Raw genomic sequence first — 21,230 nt, 5'->3', positions numbered from 1 at the left:
CTCACAGGACCGCGCCCGCGACGAGCACCAGCGGCAGCGAGCCGAGCCAGACGGCGGTCGTGATGCCGGACCAGCCGCGCAGGGCCGCGGTGCCCTCGAGACCGGTGAACCGGGTGACGACCCAGAAGTAGGAGTCGTTGAAGTAGCTGAACACCATCGACCCGGCGCAGCACGCCAGCGCGGCGGCGAGCGGGGACAGGTCCAGGCCCACCACGAGCGGGGCACTCACCGACGCCGCGGTGATCATCGCGACCGTGCCGGAGCCCTGGGCGACCCGGACCAGGCTTGCGATGAGGTAGGGCACGAGCACGCCGGGCAGGCTGAGGTCGGCGATCGCCTCCGCCAGCGCGTCACCCACGCCGGAGTCGCGGAGCACCTGGCCGAGGGCGCCGCCGGCGCCGGTGATCAGGATGATCAGGCCGGCGGACGCCGCAGCCTCCGCCATCCAGCTGTGGACCTGCTTGCGCGGGGTCCAGCGCGGGAGCAGGACGTAGACGGCGAGCACGATGCCGATGATCAGCGCGACGACGGGGTTGCCGATGAACGCCAGCACCTCGGCCCACTGCGAGGGCGTGTACTCGTCGTCGGGGCCGAGCGCCCCCTGGCTGTTGCGGTCGACGGCGGCGGCCACCGTGTTGAGCACGATCAGCAGCAGGGGCACGAGCAGCGGGAGGGCGGCCAGACCGAACGAGATGGTGTGCGGCTTCCCGCCCTCCGGCGGCTCACCGAGCTGGTGCACGGGAGCCTCGTCCACCATCGGGCTCTCGGCACCGTCCCCCGGCCCGTCCACGGTGGTCGTCGAGGTGCCGCCGGAGCGCGGCGAGGCGTGGGCCGGGACCCGGCCGTAGACCGCCTCACGGACCCCCTCGTTGAGCTCGCTCTCGAGCTTGGGCCCCATCCACGCGGCATAGAGGATGACGATCGGCAGCAGGAGGATCGTGAAGACGAGGCCGGCCAGGATCAGCCCGCCGAGGTCGGCCCCGAGGATGCCGGCCACGCCCAGCGGTCCGGGCGTCGGCGGCACGAGGTGGTGCGTCAGGGTCATGCCGCACCCGAGCGCCAGCGCCAGGGTGACGTAGCGCCCGTTGATCCGGCGCGCGATCGAGCGCGCGAGCGGGTTCATGATGACGTAGCCCGAGTCGCAGAACACCGGGATCGAGACGACCGCCCCGGTGCCCGCCATGGCCCAGTGCTCGCGGCCGCGTCCCAGCGCCTTGACGAAGGTCCTGGCCAGCGTGTCAGCGGCTCCGGACACCTCGAGGATCTTGCCGATCGCGACCCCTAGGCCGATCACGATGCCGATCGAGGCCAGGGTGTTGCCGAAGCCCGTGGTCATCGAGGTGATCGTGTCGAGGGCCGGCGAGCCGGCCACGAATCCGGTCACCAGCGCGGCGATCAGCAGCGCGACGAAGGCGTCGATCCTGGTGCGCAGGACCAGGAAGATGATCGTCGCGATGCCGAGCACGAGGGCGAGGAGCAGTTGCAGGTCCATCGAGAGCCTCCAGGGGCCGGGGTCCAACGGTCGGGGCTGCGGCTCATCCTCGACTGTGACGGCCGTCACAATCAAGAGGTCTGCGCAACTGAGTTGCGCACACTGCGCACGTCGTTCGGCCCCATGCCCCGCCCGGGTCCGTCACGGGTCGCGTCGCGCCAGCACCTCGAGGTAGTGCGGGTTGTGCATCACGCCCAGCACGTTGCCGAACGGGTCGACCACCGAGGCGGTCGCGAAGCCGGCCTCGCGCTCGGTGAGCGGCTCGTGCTCGGCGGCGCCCATGCGCAGGAGGGTGGCGAGGGTGCCGGGGAGGTCGTCGACGTGCCAGAACATCACCGCGCCGCCCGGCCCGTCCCCGGCAGAGCCCGGGGCGTACCTGCGGTCGATGATCCCCAGCTCGTCCTCGTCGTCGCCCACCCGGAACTCCACGTAGGCCGGCTCTGCCGGAGCCGGCGGGAACGAGTAGTAGGGCTGCACGCCGAGCAGCTCGGCGTACCAGGCGCTCGCCGCACCCAGGTCGTCGGCGAAGAAGCTGATGGTGGCGAAGCCTCGGAACATGCGCACTCCTCTGGTCGGGCCCCGGCGGGGCGTCACAGCGCCGATGCTCCCGGCAGGGTGCTCGCCCTCCTACCGCTCCGGGTGGACAGATCGGTACGTGTGCGGCGACGCCTGCCGGACTCGGTGGGCTCCTAACCCGCCGTCGTCCGGTGCCGATAGCGGCGTCCCACGGCGCCGGCGCGCACGTAGACCACGGTCGTGGCGACGTTGAGCACCACCGCCGTGGCGACGTACATCGCGAGGTTGAGCCCGGGCACGGCGTCGGCCGGGAGCGTGTAGGCCATCACCACCCGGGCGACCGCGTCGAGGAGCGTGCCGGCCGCCCACAGCGTGCTCGAGGTGCGCCACATCCGCCGGAACCACGCCTCGCGCTCCCACAGTCCCTCCCAGTCGCGCGGCCAGCCGAAGCGGCCCTCGGCCATCGGTCTGGCGAACTGGTAGGCGAGCGGGCGCTCGGCCCACCACAGGCTGGCGAGGAACCAGAAGCCGACGCCACCGGTGACGAGGGCGTCCTTGGCGAGCAGGAACCGCTCGTCGCCGGGCACCAACGAGATCGCGAGGCTCGCGAAGAGCAGGACGGTGAAGAACGCCTCGAGCCCGCTGGGCCGGTGGCCGCGCAGCAGCGCGAGGCAGGCCGGCACGAGCGACAGCACCGCGCCGACCACGAGGGCGGCGTAGACGCCGACGCCGGCCTGGCGCATCAGGTAGTAGAGCGCGGTGGAGCCGATGATGCCGAGGAGCGGCCGGAGGAGCGTCACGGGTCGGCCCTGGTGGCGCGGTCGAAGAGCTCGACCAGCTCGGCGGCGTACGCGGTGCAGTCGAGGTCGGGGTCGGCCTGCAGCTGGAACGGGACGCCCTCGACCGCGCGCTGGACCGTGCTCGCGACGACGTGCGGGTCGAAGCTGCGCATCTCCCCCCGCTCCTGGCCGTCTCGCAGGATCCGCTCGAGGTGGCTGACGTCGCTCGGCGCCGGGGTGCCCTGCCCCCAGGCGCCGGACACGACCACCTGGAGCAGCGCGGCCATCGGTGCGCGGTGGGTGTCGGCGTAGCCGACGACGCCCTCGATGTAGGCCCGCAGACGGCCGCGGGCCGTGTCCTGCCGCATGACCAGTGGGCCGACGTACGCGCCGAGCCCGGCGACCACGTGCTCGACCAGCGCGGCGACCAGCTCGTCCTTGCCCGCGAAGTGATAGCTGATCAGCCGGGTGCTGGAGAGGCCGGCGCGCGCGGCGATCCGCGCGAACGACGCGCGGGCGAAGCCCTCCTCGGCGACGACGGCGATCGTCGCCTCCAGCACCTGCGCGCGACGGGCCTCCGACGTGACCGACCGGTGGGTTACCTGCATGGATAAAAACTAACTCGCGCAAGTAATTCGCGCCACCCTGTTCCTTCCCCCTGTCCAGCGACCGCCGGCGGGTGTAGGCAGGGAGGGTGAGGCCGCCCGTCCTCGCGCCCGCACGACGAGGGAGATGGCATGGCCGCACTCGAGAGCACCCAGCTGCTGACCGAGCTCGAGCCGGTGGTCGAGGACAACCTCAACCGCCACCTGTCGATGGCCGACGAGTGGATGCCCCACGAGTACGTCCCGTGGAGCCTGGGCCGCGACTTCGCCGACCTCGGCGGCGACCCGTGGGAGGTGGCGCAGTCGCAGCTCTCCCCGGTCGCCCGCACGGCTCTCGAGGTCAACCTGCTCACCGAGGACAACCTGCCGAGCTACCACCGCGAGATCGACCGCGCGTTCGGCCGCGACAGCGCGTGGGGCACGTGGGTCAACCGGTGGACGGCCGAGGAGGGCCGCCACGCGTTCTGCATCCGCGACTACCTGCTCGTCACTCGTGGCGTCGACCCCGTCGAGCTCGAGCGCGCGCGGATGGAGACGATGGAGACCGGCTACGAGGCGATGGACAAGCCGCTGCTCAACGTGTGCGCCTACGTGTCCTTCCAGGAGCTCGCCACCCGGGTCTCGCACCGCAACACGGGCCGCTACACCGAGGAGCCGATCGCCGACCGGCTGCTCGCCCGCGTGGCCAAGGACGAGAACCTCCACATGATCTTCTACCGCAACCTCGTCACCGCCGCCCTCGAGCTCACGCCCAGCCAGACGATGCGCGCGATCACCGAGGAGGTCGTCGGCTTCGAGATGCCGGGCAGCGTCATCCCGGGCTTCTCCCGCAAGGCCGTGCAGATGGCCAAGGCCGGCATCTACGACCTGCGCATCCACCACGACGACATCGTCACCCCGCTGCTGCGGCAGTGGGGGGTGTGGGACCTGACCGACCTGGACGCCGACGGCGAGGCGGCCCGCGACGAGCTGGCCGCGGCCGTCGCCGCCCTCGACGACGAGGCCGCCCGCTTCGTCGAGCGCCGCGACGAGGCTGCCGCGAAGGTGGCGGCGCGACGCGGCTGAGCCGCGGTGCGGCTCACCAGCGGTTGCGGACGTCCTCGGCCCAGCCCACCACGTCGGCCAGGCGGATCCGCTCCCCCGCCTCGTCGCGCACGTCCCCCGACCAGTGGCCGAAGCACTGGTGGGTGCGCGAGGAGAAGACCTTGAGGTCGGTCACTGAGCGCTTGAGGTGGAACGGCGTGAAGGTGAGGTCGGCGGCCTCGCCGACCACCCGCCACGGCGCCATCCAGTCGTCGGTGTCGTAGCGCCAGTCGAGCTCCTCGCTGATCTTGCTCAGGCGGCCGTCGACGACCAGCGCGTTCTCACACATGCCCGTGCCGGCGGTCCACTTCGCCCCGACCTGGAGGCCGACCACGCGCCCGTCGGTGCGGCCCGAGCCGGCGCCCCAGTTCCAGTGCATCGAGTACGGCCAGCGTCCGCGCCCGTGGTCGAGCACCGCCCACGACTCGCCCGCGGGGACGTCGTACTGCTCGCCGTCGACCCACACCGTGCCGACGGCAGGACGCGCGACGTCCTTGACGGTGTACTGGAAGAGCCGGTCCGACCACGGCACGACGACGCCCAGGCTCTCGTGGCCGGGCGGGCGCTCGGCGGTGATGTCGACGCGCACCCGCGCGCCCGAGGCGCGGAGCCGGGTGCCGCCGTCGACCTCGTCGAGGTCGATGCTCACCTTCCTGGTGCGCGCGCGGGCCGGGCCGCCGCCGAGGGTGCCGGGCAGGGTCGCGCTGCGCCCGAGCACGCCGATGGCGTCGTGGCTGACCTCCTCGCCGGTGCGGCGGTCGAGCACCCAGATGCTGTGCACCGCGGCGTAGTCGATGTCGGAGAGGACGAGCGCGACCACGTGGGTCGGGGTGGTGACGCCCCAGTACTCCCAGCGCTTGTTGCGGCCACGCCCGAACCGACCGCGCCCGATCCCGTCGGTGGCGATCAGCGGCGTCCGGATCCAGCCGACCGCCTCGCGGTTGAGGCGCCCGTCGGCGTTCGTCAGGGACGTCGCGGCCGTGATCTCCCGCTCGCGCAGCTGCTCACCACTCATGGCGCAACCCAACCACCGCGCCCGCCTCGGGCGCTCGTCAGGTCACGAGCGCGATGATCTCCCCATGACGGAGCGCAACGTCCTCGGCGGCGACCTGGAATCCTGTGGCACCGACCCCCTCACCGGCTTCCACCGCGACGGCACCTGCACGGTGGGCCAGCAGGACGTCGGCCTGCACGCCTTGTGCGCGGTGATGACCGAGGAGTTCCTGGCCCACCAGGCCTCCGTCGGCAACGACCTGTCCACCCCGCATCCCGAGTGGCACTTCCCCGGCCTCGTCCCGGGCGACCGCTGGTGCGTCGTCGCGGTGCGCTGGCTCCAGGCGTACGACGCGGGGGTGGCAGCGCCCGTCGTGCTGTCGGCGACGTCCGAGCGCGCGCTCGACGTCGTACCGCTCGAGGTCCTGCAGGCCCACTCGGTCGACGTGCCGCCGGACCTCAGCGGGCTCTGACCCGATGACCCGTCGTCTCGGCAGGAGGATCCTCATGGCGCTCGTGGTCGTGCTGCTCGTCGCCGGGCTGGCCCTGGCGGCCGTCTGGGGACTGCAGCGGCAGCTGATCTACTTCCCCGACGCGAGTGACGTGCCGCCTGCGGACGAGGTGCTCCCCGGCGCCCGCGACGTCACCCTCCAGACGTCCGACGGGCTCGAGCTGGGTGCGTGGTACGTCGCGGCCGCTGCCGCGAGCGACACCGGGATGGCAGTGCTGGTGGCGCCGGGCAACGGTGGCAACCGCGCCGGACGCGCCGGTCTCGCGCGGCAGCTGAGCGATCGTGGATTCAGCGTGCTCCTGGTCGACTACCGCGGCTACGGCGCCAACCCCGGCAGTCCGAGCGAGAAGGGACTGGCCGCAGACGCCGACGCCGCGGTGCGCGCCCTGGACGACCTCGGCCATCCGCTCGACCGCACGATCTTCTTCGGTGAGTCGCTGGGCACCGGCGTGGTCGCAGGCCTCCAGCAGCGGCACCGTCCGGCCGGCATCGTGCTGCGGTCTCCGTTCACCGAGCTCGCGGACGTCGGTCGCCACCACTACCCGTGGCTGCCCGTGCGCACACTGCTCCGCGACCGGTTCCCCGTGCTCGAGCCGCTGGCCGCCAGCGACGTCCCCGTCACCGTGATCTACGGCGACCGCGACAGCGTGGTGCCGACCGAGCTCAGCGCGCGGGTCGCCGACGGCACGCCCGCCCTCGTCGAGCGCGTCGTGTTCGAGGGGGCCGACCACAACGACGCGGTCATGTTCGGTCGGCGGGTGGCCGAGGCAGTCGCGCGGCTCGCGCGCGAGGTGGGCTGAGCGCGGGTCCACCCACCGTCAGCTGCTCACCTCGTCACAGCAGGATGATGCGGTCCTTCACGCTGTCGAAGGTGGGGGGCTCGAGGCCGGCGAGGTTCATCAGGTCCTCGGGATGCTCGAACCTGGTCAGCTGCTGACGCGTCTCGACGATGCTCGTGGCCTGCGCGGGAGTGAGCCCGAGCGAGTGTCGCAGGACCTCGGCGGGTGCACTGTTGACGTCGACCAGTCCTCCGTCGTCGTACTGCCGGGGCAGGTCGGGTCGACCGATCCGCAGGTCCCTGGCCATGGCGGGATCGCGCCTCGCGATGGCCCGCGCGTCCTCGCGCTTGAGGCGCTCGGCCTGCACGTGGGCCACCGCGGCCGCGTTGGGGTCGTACGACGGAAGGGGCGGACCCACCGGCACGTGGCTCCCCCGAGGAGGCCACGCGACCTTCAATCCCATGACGAGGGCGTAGACGACGGAGCCGATCCACCCGACGAGGTAGAGCGCGAGGCCGAGGTCGGAGGACGGATCATCTTGTTCGTTGGTGCCGACGAGCACGAAGCCCAGGAACCATGCCACTCCGAGCCCGGCAGCCCACGTCCATGCCTGCCGCGTCCTCGCCCTCGCCGCGATGGCGATCAGCGGCACCACCGACAACAGGCCCATCGAGAAGGCGGGGAACACCCACAGCCACCTCAGCGGCCTGCGGCTGTCGGGGACTGCTGGCAGGCCGGGCTGCATCTGCTTGCCGCGGTCGTGACCTGCGGGTGGGCTGGGCTGCATGCGCGCGATCGTATGTCGTCGGTGCGCCCGTCGCCGCCGAACCGGCGGGTGCGGGGTCCGCGTGCGGGGCGCCGATGCACGCCCTAGGTTGGGCGCCATGACCCGCGTCCTCCTTGCGCCCGACAAGTTCAAGGGCTCGCTCACCGCGACCGAGGTCGCCGCCGCGCTCCAGCGCGGACTCTCGGGCGTGGCCGTTGACGTCGAGGTGGCCGTCTCGCCGGTCGCCGACGGCGGCGACGGGACGCTCGACGCCGCCGTCGCGGCTGGCTACGAGAGGGTCGGCGTCCGCGCGAGCGGGCCGACCGGCGAGCCGGTCGACACCGCGTGGGCACACCTCGCGGGCACGGCGATCGTGGAGATGGCCGACGTGTCTGGGCTGGTGCGACTTCCCGCCGGGAGGTTGGAGCCGATGACCGCCACCAGCCGCGGCACCGGCGAGCTCATTGCGGCGGCACTCGACGCGGGCGTGCGACGCGTCGTGCTCGGCGTCGGCGGCAGCGCGTGCACCGACGGCGGGGCCGGCCTGCTCCAGGCGCTCGGCGTGCGACTCCTCGACCAGTCGGGTGCCGAGATCGGCGACGGCGGCGGGGCCCTCGCCGCGCTGGCCGCCGTCGACCTGGGCGGGCTCCACCCGCGGCTGCGGGAGGTCGAGGTGGTGGTGGCGTGCGACGTCGACAACCCGCTCACCGGCCCGCAGGGCGCAGCGGCGACGTACGGACCCCAGAAGGGCGCGAGCGACGCGCAGGTGGCCGAGCTCGATGCGCACCTGGGCGGCCTCGCCGACCTGGTGGCGCACGCGACGGGTCGCGACGTCCGCGACTCGCCCGGCGCCGGAGCAGCGGGCGGCGTCGGGTTCGCCGCGATGGCTGTGCTCGGCGCCACGCTCCGGCCGGGGATCGACCTCGTCCTCGAGATGGTCGGCTTCGAGCAGACTCTGGCGGGAGCCGACCTCGTCGTCGTCGGCGAAGGCGCGCTCGACGAGCAGTCGCTGCGCGGCAAGGCCCCGATCGGCGTGGCACGGCTCGCCCGGGCCGCCGGTGCGCGAGTGGTCGCCGTCTGCGGGGTCAACCACCTGACCCCACCCGCCCTCGCGGCGGCCGGCATCGACGCGGCCTACGCCGTCGTCGATCGCGCGCCGAGCACCGAGGCAGCGATCCAGGACGCGGCGACGCACCTCGAGCAGTTGGCGGCCGACGAGCTGCCGCGCCACCTCTGACTCACACCACTCGCAGATGTCGTCGCCCGGCGTCGCCTGTGGCGGTCGCCAGCCGCCTGCCGATGGCCTCACTCCTCGACGCGCACCCCGCGAGCGCGGCGGCCCAGATCGGGCGCCACGACGTATGTCAGCTCAAAGCGCTCTGGGACGACGGCGCAGCCCCCTTCTCGGAGATGTCGCATGCCGAGCAGCGGCTGGCGCGAATGCTCTACTTCTCCCTGTGGTCTGACGGGGGTGGTTACCGCTCCGTCGAAGAGGGCTTGGAGGTGTTGCGCCGAGAGCCGGCGACACGCGCCGAGATATCGACGGTTGTCGACCTGAGTTACGAGGCCGCACGGCACGTCCCGTCCGACCTGCCGCCAGGGCTGACAGGTATTCCGCTCAAGGTTCACGCGAGGTACCAGCGTGAAGAAATCCTCCCGGCGCTCGACTTCCCGCGAAACCCCAACAGCTTCCGCGAGGGGGTGCTCTACCTTGAGCACCTCAACGTCGACGCCTTCTTCGTCACCCTGAAGAAGTCCGAGGCCGACTACTCTCCCACGACGATGTACGCCGACTACCCCATCTCCAGGGACCTGTTCCACTGGGAATCGCAGTCAACGACGTCCGTGACGTCCAAGAGTGGACAGCGCTACCTCAACGGATCAAGCACGGTGCTGCTGTTCGTGCGCCAGGAGCAGAAGGACGAGTTCGGGACGTCGCCGTACCTGTTCCTCGGCCCGGCCACGTACGTCAGTCACACGGGCGACCGCCCGATCGCGATCACCTGGCGTCTCGACGCATCGATGCCGACGGACTTCTTCAATCACGCGTCCGCTCTCGCGCGTTGATGCACCGGCCGGGGCCGTTCTAGGGGCACCTTGGCGTGCCAGCCACCACGAGCCTCATGACCCGCCTGGCCCGGCTCGTGCCAGACACAGCGAGGCCCCGGCGACGTATCGGTCGCCGGGGCCTCGCTCGCTAGCCGCTCAGGTCAGCTGCAGCCGCTGGTGGACCCGCAGCCCTCGCACACGTAGCACGAGCCGGCCGGGCGCATCTTCGTCCCGCAGGTCATGCAGAGCGGGGAGTCGACGGCGGTGCCGGTGAGCTTCTCGAAGAGCTCGGCCGTGGTCTTCGCCTCGCCCGTGGTGACCCGGGCCGGGACCTCGCGGGCCTCGGAGCCGTGGGTGTCCTTGGTCTCGAGGTCCTCGACCTCGACGACGTCCGCGGACGCCGAGGAGGACGCGGGCGAGGTGAGCTCGGACGCCGAGCCGGTCTCCTCGACGAGCGGCTCGTAGGAGCCGGTCTCGAGGTGGCGCTGGCGCTCCTCGGCGGAGTAGATGCCGAGCATCGAGCGCTCCTCGAAGGACAGGTAGTCCAGGGCGAGGCGGCGGAAGATGTAGTCCATGATCGACTGCGACATCCGCACGTCGGGGTCGTCGGTGAGGCCGGCGGGCTCGAAGCGCAGGTTGGTGAACTTCGAGACGTAGGTCTCCAGCGGGACGCCGTACTGCAGGCCGATCGACACCGCGATCGAGAAGGCATCCATGACGCCGGCGAGGGTCGAGCCCTGCTTGCCGAGCTTGAGGAAGACCTCGCCGAGCTGGCCGTCGTCGTGGGCACCGGAGGTCATGTAGCCCTCGGCACCGCCGACGGTGAACGACGTCGTGCGGGAGACGCGCGACTTGGGCAGGCGCTTGCGGACCGGGGCGTAGACGACCTTCTCCACGACCTTGGTCGCGGCGGCGTCGGCAGCGTCCTTGGCGTCGGCGGCGTCCTTCTTGGCCTTGCCGCCACCGTCGGACAGCGGCTGGCCGACCTTGCAGTTGTCGCGGTAGATCGCCGTCGCCTTGAGGCCGAGCTTCCAGGACTGCAGGTAGACGTCCTCGATCTCCTCGACCGTCGCCGACTCCGGCAGGTTGACCGTCTTGGAGATCGCGCCGGACAGGAACGGCTGGCAGGCCGCCATCATCCGCACGTGGCCCATCGGCTTGAGCGAGCGGGCTCCCATCGCGGTGTCGAAGATCTCGTAGTGCTCGGTCTTGAGGCCCGGGGCGTCGACGACGTGGCCGTGCTCGGCGATGTAGGCGACGATCGCCTCGATCTGCTCCTCCTGGTAGCCCATCTTCTTCAGGGCCCGCGGGATCGTCTGGTTGACGATCTGCATGGAGCCGCCGCCGACGAGCTTCTTGAACTTCACCAGCGAGAAGTCGGGCTCGATGCCGGTGGTGTCGCAGTCCATCATGAAGCCGATGGTGCCGGTGGGCGCGAGGACGGACGCCTGCGCGTTGCGGAAGCCGTTCTTCTCACCGGTCTTGATCACGTCGGCCCACGCCTTGGTGGCCAGCTTGTGCACCCGGCCGTCCTCGGTGTGCAGCACGCGTACGACGTCGTTGGCCGCCTGGTGCTTGCGCATCACGCGCTTGTGGGCCTCGGCGTTGCGGGCGTAGCCAGCGTAGGGACCGACGATGCCGGCGAGCTCGGCGCTGCGCTTGTAGGACGTGCCGGTCATGAGCGAGGTGATCGCGGCGGCCATCGAGCGGCCGCCCTCGGAGTCGTAGCCCAGGCCCATCGCCATCAGCAGCGCGCCGAGGTTGGCGTAGCCGATGCCGAGCTGGCGGTAGTCGACGGTCGTCTTGCCGATCGCCTCGGTCGGGAAGTCGGCGAAGCAGATCGAGATGTCCATCGCGGTGATGATGAACTCGACGGCCTTGGCGAACAGCGCCGCGTCGAAGGTGTCGTCGTCCTTGAGGAACTTCAGCAGGTTGAGCGAGGCGAGGTTGCACGAGGAGTTGTCGAGCGACATGTACTCCGAGCACGGGTTGGACGCGGTGATGCGTCCGGTCTCGGGGTTGGTGTGCCAGTCGTTGATCGTGTCGTCGTACTGCAGGCCCGGGTCGGCGCACTCCCACGCGGCCTGGCTGATCTTGCGGAACAGGTCGCGGGCGTCGACGGTCTCGATGACCTCGCCGGTGCCGCGCGAGCGCAGGCCGAACTCGGTGCCGTCCTCGACCGCACGCATGAACTCGTCGCTGACGCGCACGGAGTTGTTGGCGTTCTGGTACTGCACGGAGGTGATGTCGGCGCCGCCGAGGTCCATGTCGAAGCCGGCGTCGCGCAGCGCGCGGATCTTGTCCTCCTCGCGCGCCTTCGTCATCACGAACTCCTCGATGTCGGGGTGGTCGACGTCGAGGACGACCATCTTGGCCGCACGACGCGTCGCGCCACCCGACTTGATGGTGCCCGCGGACGCGTCGGCGCCGCGCATGAAGGAGACGGGGCCGGACGCCGTACCGCCGGAGGAGAGCAGCTCCTTGGAGGAGCGGATGCGCGAGAGGTTGAGGCCGGCACCGGAGCCGCCCTTGAAGATGAAGCCCTCCTCCTTGTACCAGTTGAGGATCGAGTCCATCGAGTCGTCGACCGAGAGGATGAAGCAGGCCGAGACCTGCTGCGGCGACGGGGTGCCGACGTTGAACCACACCGGGGAGTTGAAGGAGAAGTACTGGTTGACCAGCAGCCAGGTCAGCTCGTGCTCGAAGATCTCGGCGTCGGCGTCGGTGGCGAAGTAGCCGTTGTCGATGCCGGCCTTGGTGTAGGTCTTCACGACCCGGTCGATGAGCTGCTTGAGGCTCCACTCGCGCACGTCGGTGCCGACGGCGCCGCGGAAGTACTTGGTGGTGACGATCGTCGAGGCGTTGACCGACCAGAAGTCGGGGAACTCCACGCCGCGCTGCTCGAAGACGGTCTCGCCGGTCTTCCAGTTCTGCTGGACGACGTCGCGACGCTCCCACGTGATGGCGTCGTAGGGGTGCGTGCCCTCGGTGCTGAAGATGCGCTCCAGCTTGAGGCCCTTGCCCCTCGCCTTGGCGCGGGTGCTCACCGTCTCGGTCATGAGTTCCTCTGTCCCTCGTGGATGGAATGGTGCGGATGGGTGGTGCATGCGCGAGTCGACTCGCGGGGGTCTGGTGAGGCCCGGCAGGCAGCTTCCCCACTACCTGCCGGGCCCGTCTGGGGGTCAGCCGGTCTGCACGGGCTGATCGTCGGCGGCTCGCTCGAGCCGCAGCATCTTGATCTCGGCGTCGAAGTCGTCGACCGACTCGAACGCGCGGTAGACGCTCGCGAAGCGCAGGTAGGCCACCTCGTCGAGCGCCCGCAGCGGGGCCAGGATCGCGAGGCCGACGTCGTTGGCGTCGAACTCGGCCTGCCCGCTCAGGCGCAGGGCGTCCTCGACCTCCTGGCCGAGGCAGGCGAGCTGGGCATCGGTGACCGGGCGGCCCTTGCAGGCCTTCCGGACGCCGGCGATCGCCTTGTCGCGGTTGAACGGCTCGGTCGCGCCGGAGCGCTTGAGCACCGTGAGCTGCATCTTCTCGACCGTGGTGAAGCGGCGGTCGCACGCGGCGCAGGTACGACGCCGGCGGATCGAGGCGCCGTCGTCGGCCACCCGGGAGTCGAGGACCTTGGTGTCCTCGTTCTTGCAGTTGGGACAATGCATGGCGGTCCTCCTCTCGAGCGGTGGGCGCGCGTCATACACCCACATAACGGGGTGTCGACTGTGGATGTTCCTGTGGACAACTAGCCTCAGGCTGTGTGCTTCGCCCTCTGGCCTGTGCACCAGATGTGGATAACTACAGCGGTGTAACTACTAGATGTAGTGGTAACCGTACGCCCCGACCACAACGATGGCAAGCGAACGCGGATCCTCGCCGGATGTATTTCGTCGGCTCGACAAAACCGCAGGTCAGTGCGCGGCACTGCCCCTCGCGGAGCCGGTCGCGGCGGCGTGTCGGGTCGTCCCAAACTGGGCGAACTCCTGCCCCATGAGGCCCCGTCCGCCACAATGACTGCGTGTCGACGGCTGGGAAGCGAGCAGGTGCGCGGAGAGGCGCTCGGTCGCCGCGGACCCTCAACCGGGCCGCCCTCGCGCTCGGCGCCGCGATCACCCTGTGCGTGGTGGCGTGGGGCTACCTCGTCTACGCCGCCATCGACTTCGGTACGGCGGCGCGCGGGGCGTCGGGCGGCTCGGCCTGGCTGTTCATGGCGCTGGCCTGCCTGGGTGCGATCGCCTGCCTCTTCGCTGGGTTGATGCTGGTCGCCCGGCTGATGCGCGCCCTGGGGATCACCCAGACGCCACCCCCGGACGACGCTCCCCCGCGCCCCGTCGGCGGGAAGCGCGCCGCGCGCTGATCGTCGGAGCGCGGACCTACCCCTGCCAGGCCTCGGCCGTGTCGGCGGAACGCCCGCCGCTCGCTGATCGTGGAGCACGGACCTGCCCCTCCCAGGCCTCGGCCGCGCAGGCGGAAAGCCCGCCGCTCGCTGATCGTGGAAGATCCGAGTCACCTAGTGGCTCGGAACTTCCACGATCCGGGCTCGGCGACCACGCGTGAGGTCATCGCAGCACGAGCTGCGGGAGGGCCTCGACGATCTCGAGGCCCTGGCTGGCGCCTGCGACGGTGAGCGTCTCGTCGATCGCCGTCCAGCCGCCGTCCCCGATCCGGTGCTCCCCCGCGTAGGTCGTGTCCACCCGTACGGCGACCTCGCCGGTGCTCGCGTACTCGTGCGTGATCTCGAGGTCGGGGTGCGGGCTTCCCGGGCTGGCGGTGGTCGTGCTGGTGCCGTCGCCGAAGTAGTAGGTGTAGGACACCGGCACCGCCCGGATCACCACTGGTTGGCCGGCGATGGTCACGGACTGGTCGATCCCGGTGTGGTCGGGCGTGTAGAAGTTTGTCTGGAAGTTGACCAGGGTGCGGCCGCCGCGCGGCTGCACGACGAGCTGGGACGCCGGCCACTGGATCCGTTTGAACTCGCGAAGGATGAGCTTCGCCAGGTCGATCTCCTGGACCGCCTCCTCCGGGACGCACACATCGCCCACGTCGGTGCCGTCCATGTAGACGTCGTGCACGAACCCGGCCGCTCCGCCCTCGTTGCACTCCACGTGCTCGGAGCAGATGCCGCCATTGCCGCACTGGATCGAGACGACCCAGGTGTGACCATCACCGGAACCAGCCGTGTCGGTGTATTCGGCATAGCTCCATGCACATGACGAGTTCGCGCCAAGGATTCCGACCTGCATAGAGCAGCCGTCAGCATGGGCTGGCGCTTGGGAGCAAACGACGACCGATCCTGCGATGACAACCACCGCCCACAGAACCCTGCTCATCGGCGCCCGTACGCCGCGACGTACCAGTCGCCGGGCTCTCCATTAAGCGTGACCAGATACTTACCAACACCGGCAGGAAGCCGCTGGTCGACTGAACCGGATTCGGACCGAATGATGGTCTCAGGGGTGTTGAGATTCAGATGAAATGTCGGCGGGCGAGACGCGATCCGCCTTAGCAGCCCAATCTTCGTTCCGGAGAACTCAATCGAGCCGCCGGACCCATAGATCGACTCCACTTGCTTGGCAACACCGGCGCAGGCTTGGCAGTTGCGGGACAAGCGCTTGAACTCCTCCGCATCACCCGTGACCTGCATCCTGTCTCCCACCTCGACCCACCGCCGGATGAAGTCCTCCGGACTCTCGGCCTCCGCCGTCTCGGTCTCGGTCGGCGTGGGGGTGGGCGAGGAGCTCGTGGTCTCGGGGATCTTCGGCTCGGGCTCGGGGCCGTCGGAGCACCCGGCGAGGAGGAGCGGGACCGCGAGGGTGAGCGCGAGTGCGCGGCGTGGGTGCATGAAGTGCCTTCCCGAGAACTTCGTCAGCACGCTGAAACTACCCATTCGACAGCCCGCGCAACCACCCCCGCGACGAAAGCTGTGGACGACGACCCGAGAGGCGTGCGGAAATGCGCCGAGGGGCGGGCCCGTGGGCCCGCCCCTCGCCTTCCCCTGGTCCACCAGCCGGGGTCGAAGCGGCTGATGGAGGCCTCTGCGTCAGTCGGAGACGACTGGGACGCGGAGCTTCTGGCCGGCCGCGAGGCCGGCGGACTCGAGGGCGTTGAGCCGCTCGATCTCGGTCATCACCGAGCGGACGTCGCCGTCGGTGGCGATGTCGCTGGCGATCCCCCACAGGGTGTCGCCGGGCGCGACCTGGACGATCTCGGTCGGGGCCGGCTGGCCGGCCTCGTCGGTGCCGACCGCGCCGCCGGCGAGCATGAACGCCACGGCGAGGGCGAGGAACAGCGCAGTCAGGAAGACCACGAGCCGACCTCGGCGGGTCAGCCGCACGGTGGAGCGGGTGCGGGCAGCAGCCGGGGCGAAAGCGGGGGAAAGGCTGAGGGTGCTCATGGTGGCCTCCTGGGGAAGAATCAGCCGGTCGTCTCTGTCGAGCGAATGTCTAGTCGGACCCACCGACAGTGGCCTGGGCCACCGGGTGTCGATCAGACGTTCGATCGAACATGTGTACGACGGTAGAGCACGTGTTCGAACGGCGCAAGCACCTCGTCGAACAAATGTTCGGCGCGTCCCGAAGGAGCGTCAGCGACGCTTCATGGCCCGTCGCCCCTGCGCGGCGAAGAGCCCGGCCGCGTGCTGCATCAGGCCGGGAGCGAGCGCCGAGCCACGCACGACTCCCCCGCGCCACCCCGGCACCGCGCGCACCACACGAGCGGACCCCAGCAGGTCGACGGCTGCCGCGGCGACGGCCGCGACGGACAGGATCGGGCCGCCCGAGTAGGTCAGCTGGGAGCCCAGGCCGTCAGGGTCCTGGGCGGCGAGCATCGCGGTGTCGACCCCGTCCGGGCACAGCGCGTGCACGCGCACACCGCGGGGCGCCTCGGCGTTCACCGACATCGACAGCGAGACGACCGCGGCCTTGGTGGCGGCGTACATGCTGTAGCCCGGCACCGGCCCGAGGCCGGCGAGGGAGGCGACGTTGACCACGTCCCCACCCGCCCCGCCGAAGGCGGCGAGCGCCGCGCGGGTGCCCCATGTCGTGCCGAGCAGGTTGACCTCGACCAGCCGGCGCACCTGCTCCTCCGTCAGCGAGGCGAGCGCACCGTCGTCACCGACGCCGGCGTTGTTGAACCACGCCGCCAGGACACCGTGCCGCGCCGCCTCCTCGGCCACGAGCCGGTGCGAGGCGGGATCGCGTACGTCCTGGGCCAGGCCGGCCACGGCACCGATCTCGGCCGCCGTGGCGGCGGCCGCCCAGCCGTCGATGTCACCGATCACGACGCGGTGCCCGCGGGCGACCATCAGCTCCGCGATGCCCCGCCCGATCCCACGCGCACCACCCGTCACGACGCACGAGGTGGACGCGGTGGCCGGCGAGGTGGTGGACATGGTCGGACCCTAGCGACACGCGGCTTCGAACAGGTGTTTGATCCTGACGTGCGGAGAGGACTACGGTGGGCCCACCAGCTCCTCCCTGAAGCGGCGGACGGAGGGGGCAACCGTAGTGGAGGACGCATGGCCAAGCAGGACGACAAGAACGTCATCGAGATGCCCGACGGCCCCCCGGACGCCACCGGCCTGACCCCGCGCCAGCAGCGGGTGCTCGCCACGATCAAGGACTCCATCGAGGCCAAGGGCTACCCGCCCTCGATGCGCGAGATCGGCCAGGCCGTGGGCCTCACGTCGTCGTCCAGCGTCGCCCACCAGCTCCGCGTGCTCGAGGGCAAGGGCTTCCTCAAGCGCGACCCCAACCGTCCCCGTGCCCTCGAGGTGTTCCTCCCCGAGGTGATGGCCGCACGCCGCTCGATGTCGAGCGCCGAGGAGACGTCGGTCGACGAGACCGGCATCGGCGACGCGATGCCGGCGGCGGTCAACATCCCGGTCGTCGGCCGCATCGCCGCGGGTGGCCCGATCCTGGCCGAGGAGCAGGTCACCGACGTGTTCCCGCTGCCCAAGCAGCTGGTCGGCGACGGCACCCTGTTCCTGCTCGAGGTCTCGGGCGACTCGATGGTCGACGCGGCGATCTGCAACGGCGACTACGTCGTGATCCGCCAGGAGCAGACGGCCACCAACGGCCAGATCGTCGCCGCGCTGATCGAGGGCGAGGCGACCGTCAAGACCTTCCAGCGCAAGGACGGCCACGTGTGGCTGCTCCCCCACAACGACGCCTACGACCCCATCCCCGGTGACAACGCCACCATCCTCGGCGTCGTCACCGCGGTGCTGCGCAGCCTCTGACCCCTCACGCAGGGCCGGACGCGGCGGCGGCCACCAGCGCTGCGGTGAGCTCCTCGACGCCGGGCTGCGGGCGCCGCACCCGGCTCAGCGCGTAGACCGTGCGGGTCGGCGGCGCGACCAGACGTCGTACGACGACGCCCGCCGGCAGGCCCGGCACCAGCATGCCCGGCACCAGGGCGACCGCGAGCCCGGCCGCGACCAGCGCCACCTTGCCGAGGAGGTCGCCCGCGACCAGCTCGACCCTGGGCTCGAACCCGCACCGGCCCGCGGCCTGCTGGAGCAGGCTGCCCGAGCCGCGGTGGTCCTCGGCCCAGACCTCGTCGGCGAACGACGTGAGCCGCACGCGGCGGCGACCCGCGGCCAGGGCGTGCCGCGCGGGCACCACCACGCACATCTCGTCCTCGAGCAGTCTCGTGTGCCGCACCTCGGGGTCGCTGGGCAGCCCCGGCGGGTAGTCGGTGACGACCGCGACGTCGACGTCGCCGGTGCGCACCCGCTCGTGCAGCCCGGCGGATCCGCCCGAGCGCAGCGTCACCCGTGGCCCGTCGGCCGGCAGCGACCGCAGCGTGCGGGGCACGAGGTCGACGGAGGCGGACGGCACGGCGCCGAGGGTGAGCAGGACCGCGTCGCCGGCCCGGGCACGACGTACGGCGCCTCTCGCCCGGGCGACCTCACCCACCACCAAGCGGGCGTGCGGCAGCAGTGCCTGCCCCGCGGCCGTCGGGCGGACGCCGCGCGGCAGGCGCTCGAGCAGGACCTCGCCGAGGTCCTGCTCCAGGCTCGCCACCTGCCGCGAGATCGCCGACTGGGTGTAGCCGAGCTCCCCGGCCGCGGCCGTGAAGGAGCCCGCGTCGCAGACCGTCACGAACGTCCGCCATGCCGTCAGTGCCATGGGTGAAGTATGCGCCGATCGCATGACTGGATGCCCGATCTGCGCTTGTGGCACACCACCGCGGGCCCCAAAGTCGGTGCCATGAGCGATGACGTGGTGGTGCTGGGGCTGGGTCGGATGGGCCGGGCGATGGTGGAGAGGTTCGCGTCCGGCGGTGCGAGCGTCGCGTCGTGGAGCCGGAGCGGCGGCGGGACGGCGGGCACGGCCGTGGAGGCGGTGGCACGACCGGGGCCGGTCGTGCTCGCCCTCTTCGACGGTGCGGCCTGTCGCGCGGTGCTCGAGCAGGTCGCCGAGCACCTGTCCGGACGGCTCGTCGTCGTCACGAGCACCGTCGGGGTGGACGACGCCGACGAGCTGGCGTCGGTCGTGGTCTCGGCCGGCGGCCGTTACGTCCACGCACCCGTCCTCGGCTCCGTGCCGGCGGTCCGCGCGGGCACCCTGCGCGTGCTCGCGGGCGGTCGGGCCGCCGACGTCGAGGACGCGGTCGCCACGCTGGCGCCGGTGGCCGGCGACGTACGCCGCTTCGACACCCCGCGCGAGGCCGCGGCCGCCAAGCTGGTCGCCAACTCGTCGCTCGCCGGCGCCCTGCTTGCCGTGCGCGACTGTCTGGCCGGAGCCGTGGAGCTGGGACTACCGCTCGGCGCGGCTCTCGACGTGCTGGCTCTCGGACGGCTCGCCGACACCGTGGGGTCGGTCCGCGGCCGCCTCGAGCAGCCCGACGGGGAGGCCCACTTCGCCGTCGACGCGCTCGCGAAGGACCTCGGGCTCCTCGCTGCTGCCGGAGGACCGCCGGGCCCGCTCGACCGGCTGCGCACCCTCGTGGCGACCGGCCAGGTGACCGGGGACGACGACGTCTCCGCGGTGGCGCTGTCCGGTCCCGTCCGGAGCGCGACGCCGTGACGGGCATCGACGACGTGCTGGCGCCCCTGCACGCCTATGCCCGCGGGCACGCCACCGGTGACCCGTCGTGGTTCCGCGTCGCGTTCCTGCCCACCGCGCACGTCGAGGGGCTGCGCGACGGCACGTTCACGTCATGGCCGTTGGAGGACTACTGCGCGTTGTTCGACGGCGCACCGGCGCCCGACGAGGCAGACCGCAGCAGGACTCTCGACCACGTGTCCGTCTCCGGAATCGTCGCCACCGCGACCATGACGCTGCGCCACGGAGAGGCCGTCTTCACCGACATGTTCGTCCTGGTGCGGGTCGACGGCGCCTGGCGGATCGCCAACAAGGTCTACCACCGGCACGAGCCCTGACGCGACGCCGGGCGGCTCTCAGGGTCCGCAGGACACGATGGCGGCATGAGCAACGTCGAGAAGTCCTATGACTACGTCATCGTCGGCGCGGGGGTCGCCGCGGCGAGTGCCGTGAAGGGCATCCGCTCGCGTGACCAGGGCGGCCGCGTCGCCGTCATCGGGTCCGAGCCGGACAAGCCCGTCTACCGGCCCGTGCTCTCCAAGGATCTCTGGCTCAAGGACGACGAGACGCTCGAGGGTGCGTCGCTGGCCGGCCACCTCGACGACGACCCCGCCGTCGACCTGGTCACCGACACGACCGTGACCGAGATCGACCCCGGCACCCACGCCGTACGCCTCGCCGGCGGCAGCACCGTCGGCTACGGCAAGCTGCTGCTGGCCACCGGCGCCGAGCCCCGCCAGCTCCCCATCGACCCCGGCCCGCGGGTCATCTACTACCGCACCGCCGCCGACTACCAGCGGCTGCGGGCGATCGCGACCGAGGGCAGCCACGTCGTCGTCGTCGGTGGCGGCTACATCGGCTCGGAGATCACCTCCGCGCTGGTGCAGAACGGCGTGCAGGTCACGCTCGTGCTCGACCGCGAGGACGTGCAGGAGCAGATGTTCCCGCGCGCGCTCGCCGCCAGCCTCACCACGGCCTTCGCCGACCGCGGCGTCACCGTCGTGCACGGCTCGGTCGAGCGCGGCACCGAGGACGACGGCGGCGTACGGATCCGCCTCGCCGACGGCACCGACGTCGCGGCCGACGCCGCGGTCATCGGCGTCGGGGTCCTGCCGCGCACGGGCCTGGCCGAGGCCGCGGGGCTCGACGTGGACGACGGCGTGGTGGTCGACGAGCACCTGCGCACCAGCGACCCCGACGTGTACGCGGCCGGCGACGTCGCGTCCTACCCCGACGCGCTGCTGGGGCGGCGCCGCGTCGAGCACGTCGACCAGGCCGCGAAGTCCGGCGAGCACGCCGGCAGGGCGATGGCGGGCGCCGACGACGCCTACCGCTACACGCCGTTCTTCTGGTCCGACATCCTCGACGCCGGCTACGAGGCGGTCGGCGAGACGCGGAGCGACCTCGACCTGGTGGAGGACTGGAAGGACGGGCAGATCGGCACCGGCGTCGTCTACTACCTCGGGTCGGGGCAGGTGCGCGGCGTGCTGCTGTGGAACGTGTGGGACAGCGTCGACCGGGCGCGCGAGCTCATCGCCGAGACGGCGAGGCAGCCGGTGGGCGACCCGGAGTCGCTGCGAGGCCGCATCCCCCTTGGGTGACGGTGGGCCGGTG

Annotated in this window: 23 protein-coding genes; 10 read left to right on the top strand and 13 right to left on the bottom strand. The window is 71.4% G+C overall.

Translation table 11 applies throughout. From position 1 onward, the window contains the following. Nucleotide 1: 1 nt before the first annotated feature. The 4 genes from AC4H2S_RS18810 to AC4H2S_RS18795 form a co-directional block, all read right to left on the bottom strand. On the bottom strand, nucleotides 2-1,492 hold the full coding sequence (locus AC4H2S_RS18810; RefSeq protein ID WP_491498510.1) for a GntP family permease: 1,491 nt from the start codon (nucleotides 1,490-1,492) through the stop codon (nucleotides 2-4). Between the two features lie 141 nt (nucleotides 1,493-1,633). After that, nucleotides 1,634-2,050, bottom strand: a complete 417-nt coding sequence (locus AC4H2S_RS18805; RefSeq protein ID WP_491498509.1) for a VOC family protein — start codon at nucleotides 2,048-2,050, stop codon at nucleotides 1,634-1,636. Between the two features lie 131 nt (nucleotides 2,051-2,181). Further along, nucleotides 2,182-2,808, bottom strand: coding sequence for a VC0807 family protein (locus tag AC4H2S_RS18800; RefSeq protein ID WP_491498508.1), 627 nt, complete (start codon nucleotides 2,806-2,808; stop codon nucleotides 2,182-2,184). Beyond that, nucleotides 2,805-3,395: a TetR/AcrR family transcriptional regulator gene (locus AC4H2S_RS18795; RefSeq protein WP_491498507.1), complete on the bottom strand. Its 591-nt coding sequence runs from the start codon at nucleotides 3,393-3,395 to the stop codon at nucleotides 2,805-2,807. The genes AC4H2S_RS18800 and AC4H2S_RS18795 overlap by 4 nt, the downstream gene beginning before the upstream one ends. A 129-nt stretch (nucleotides 3,396-3,524) precedes the next feature. Between AC4H2S_RS18795 and AC4H2S_RS18790 the strand changes: the two genes are divergently transcribed. Then, nucleotides 3,525-4,457 carry an acyl-ACP desaturase gene (locus AC4H2S_RS18790; protein ID WP_491498506.1) on the top strand — a complete coding sequence of 311 codons (933 nt, stop codon included), beginning with the start codon at nucleotides 3,525-3,527 and terminating at the stop codon, nucleotides 4,455-4,457. Nucleotides 4,458-4,470: 13 nt separating this feature from the next. On the opposite strand, the gene AC4H2S_RS18785 is transcribed toward AC4H2S_RS18790, so the two are convergent. Beyond that, entirely contained in the window at nucleotides 4,471-5,490 is a 1,020-nt protein-coding gene (locus AC4H2S_RS18785) for a DUF2804 domain-containing protein (protein WP_491498505.1), read from the bottom strand. Between the two features lie 64 nt (nucleotides 5,491-5,554). Between AC4H2S_RS18785 and AC4H2S_RS18780 the strand changes: the two genes are divergently transcribed. Further along, nucleotides 5,555-5,941 carry a DUF2237 family protein gene (locus tag AC4H2S_RS18780; protein ID WP_491498504.1) on the top strand — a complete coding sequence of 129 codons (387 nt, stop codon included), beginning with the start codon at nucleotides 5,555-5,557 and terminating at the stop codon, nucleotides 5,939-5,941. A gap of 34 nt (nucleotides 5,942-5,975) precedes the next feature. Then, complete coding sequence (locus AC4H2S_RS18775; RefSeq protein WP_491498503.1) at nucleotides 5,976-6,779, top strand: alpha/beta hydrolase; 804 nt, start codon at nucleotides 5,976-5,978, stop codon at nucleotides 6,777-6,779. Nucleotides 6,780-6,813: 34 nt separating this feature from the next. Here the strand turns inward: AC4H2S_RS18775 and AC4H2S_RS18770 are convergent, their stop codons facing one another. Beyond that, entirely contained in the window at nucleotides 6,814-7,545 is a 732-nt protein-coding gene (locus tag AC4H2S_RS18770; RefSeq protein ID WP_491498502.1) for a helix-hairpin-helix domain-containing protein, read from the bottom strand. Between the two features lie 97 nt (nucleotides 7,546-7,642). Here AC4H2S_RS18770 and AC4H2S_RS18765 point away from each other — a divergent pair, with 97 nt between their 5' ends. Together AC4H2S_RS18765 and AC4H2S_RS18760 are read left to right on the top strand one after the other, a co-directional pair. Continuing rightward, entirely contained in the window at nucleotides 7,643-8,761 is a 1,119-nt protein-coding gene (locus AC4H2S_RS18765; RefSeq protein WP_491498501.1) for a glycerate kinase, read from the top strand. Nucleotides 8,762-8,823: 62 nt separating this feature from the next. Continuing rightward, the gene (locus tag AC4H2S_RS18760) at nucleotides 8,824-9,591 is read left to right on the top strand and encodes a DUF3427 domain-containing protein (protein ID WP_491498500.1); all 768 of its coding nucleotides are present in this window, start codon (nucleotides 8,824-8,826) and stop codon (nucleotides 9,589-9,591) included. Nucleotides 9,592-9,734: 143 nt separating this feature from the next. On the opposite strand, the gene AC4H2S_RS18755 is transcribed toward AC4H2S_RS18760, so the two are convergent. Together AC4H2S_RS18755 and nrdR are read right to left on the bottom strand one after the other, a co-directional pair. Continuing rightward, nucleotides 9,735-12,632 (bottom strand): vitamin B12-dependent ribonucleotide reductase, encoded by a 2,898-nt coding sequence (locus tag AC4H2S_RS18755; protein ID WP_491498499.1) that lies wholly within the window; start codon nucleotides 12,630-12,632, stop codon nucleotides 9,735-9,737. Between the two features lie 123 nt (nucleotides 12,633-12,755). After that, a complete protein-coding gene (gene nrdR / locus AC4H2S_RS18750) occupies nucleotides 12,756-13,232 on the bottom strand; it encodes a transcriptional regulator NrdR (RefSeq protein WP_489975150.1) in 477 nt (158 codons plus the stop codon). Between the two features lie 353 nt (nucleotides 13,233-13,585). Here nrdR and AC4H2S_RS18745 point away from each other — a divergent pair, with 353 nt between their 5' ends. Beyond that, nucleotides 13,586-13,924, top strand: a complete 339-nt coding sequence (locus AC4H2S_RS18745; protein ID WP_491498498.1) for a hypothetical protein — start codon at nucleotides 13,586-13,588, stop codon at nucleotides 13,922-13,924. A 202-nt stretch (nucleotides 13,925-14,126) separates the two neighbouring features. On the opposite strand, the gene AC4H2S_RS18740 is transcribed toward AC4H2S_RS18745, so the two are convergent. From AC4H2S_RS18740 to AC4H2S_RS18725, 4 genes are all read right to left on the bottom strand, one after another. Continuing rightward, nucleotides 14,127-14,672, bottom strand: a complete 546-nt coding sequence (locus tag AC4H2S_RS18740) for a PKD domain-containing protein (RefSeq protein ID WP_491498497.1) — start codon at nucleotides 14,670-14,672, stop codon at nucleotides 14,127-14,129. A gap of 221 nt (nucleotides 14,673-14,893) precedes the next feature. Then, nucleotides 14,894-15,439 carry a hypothetical protein gene (locus AC4H2S_RS18735; protein WP_491498496.1) on the bottom strand — a complete coding sequence of 182 codons (546 nt, stop codon included), beginning with the start codon at nucleotides 15,437-15,439 and terminating at the stop codon, nucleotides 14,894-14,896. 168 nt (nucleotides 15,440-15,607) lie between these two features. Beyond that, nucleotides 15,608-15,961, bottom strand: coding sequence for a LysM peptidoglycan-binding domain-containing protein (locus AC4H2S_RS18730; protein WP_491498495.1), 354 nt, complete (start codon nucleotides 15,959-15,961; stop codon nucleotides 15,608-15,610). A 189-nt stretch (nucleotides 15,962-16,150) separates the two neighbouring features. Further along, nucleotides 16,151-16,957: an SDR family oxidoreductase gene (locus tag AC4H2S_RS18725; RefSeq protein WP_491498494.1), complete on the bottom strand. Its 807-nt coding sequence runs from the start codon at nucleotides 16,955-16,957 to the stop codon at nucleotides 16,151-16,153. A gap of 126 nt (nucleotides 16,958-17,083) precedes the next feature. On the opposite strand from AC4H2S_RS18725, the gene lexA reads away from it, so the two are divergent. After that, nucleotides 17,084-17,806 (top strand): transcriptional repressor LexA, encoded by a 723-nt coding sequence (gene lexA, locus AC4H2S_RS18720; RefSeq protein ID WP_491498493.1) that lies wholly within the window; start codon nucleotides 17,084-17,086, stop codon nucleotides 17,804-17,806. A 4-nt stretch (nucleotides 17,807-17,810) separates the two neighbouring features. Here the strand turns inward: lexA and AC4H2S_RS18715 are convergent, their stop codons facing one another. Further along, on the bottom strand, nucleotides 17,811-18,698 hold the full coding sequence (locus tag AC4H2S_RS18715; protein ID WP_491498492.1) for a LysR family transcriptional regulator: 888 nt from the start codon (nucleotides 18,696-18,698) through the stop codon (nucleotides 17,811-17,813). Between the two features lie 81 nt (nucleotides 18,699-18,779). Here AC4H2S_RS18715 and AC4H2S_RS18710 point away from each other — a divergent pair, with 81 nt between their 5' ends. The 3 genes from AC4H2S_RS18710 to AC4H2S_RS18700 are packed head-to-tail and all read left to right on the top strand — an operon-like array spanning nucleotide 18,780 to nucleotide 21,217. After that, a complete protein-coding gene (locus AC4H2S_RS18710) occupies nucleotides 18,780-19,598 on the top strand; it encodes an NAD(P)-dependent oxidoreductase (RefSeq protein ID WP_491498491.1) in 819 nt (272 codons plus the stop codon). Then, on the top strand, nucleotides 19,595-19,954 hold the full coding sequence (locus AC4H2S_RS18705) for a nuclear transport factor 2 family protein (RefSeq protein WP_491498490.1): 360 nt from the start codon (nucleotides 19,595-19,597) through the stop codon (nucleotides 19,952-19,954). Before AC4H2S_RS18710 ends, AC4H2S_RS18705 begins: the two co-directional genes overlap by 4 nt. A 45-nt stretch (nucleotides 19,955-19,999) precedes the next feature. Continuing rightward, the gene (locus tag AC4H2S_RS18700; RefSeq protein ID WP_491498489.1) at nucleotides 20,000-21,217 is read left to right on the top strand and encodes an NAD(P)/FAD-dependent oxidoreductase; all 1,218 of its coding nucleotides are present in this window, start codon (nucleotides 20,000-20,002) and stop codon (nucleotides 21,215-21,217) included. Nucleotides 21,218-21,230: the final 13 nt, after the last annotated feature.

The sequence above is a fragment of the Nocardioides sp. Z13_37 genome, from assembly GCF_058355585.1.
Note: the sequence above shows the minus strand (reverse complement) of the source record. Positions and strands in the feature narration are given on the sequence as shown.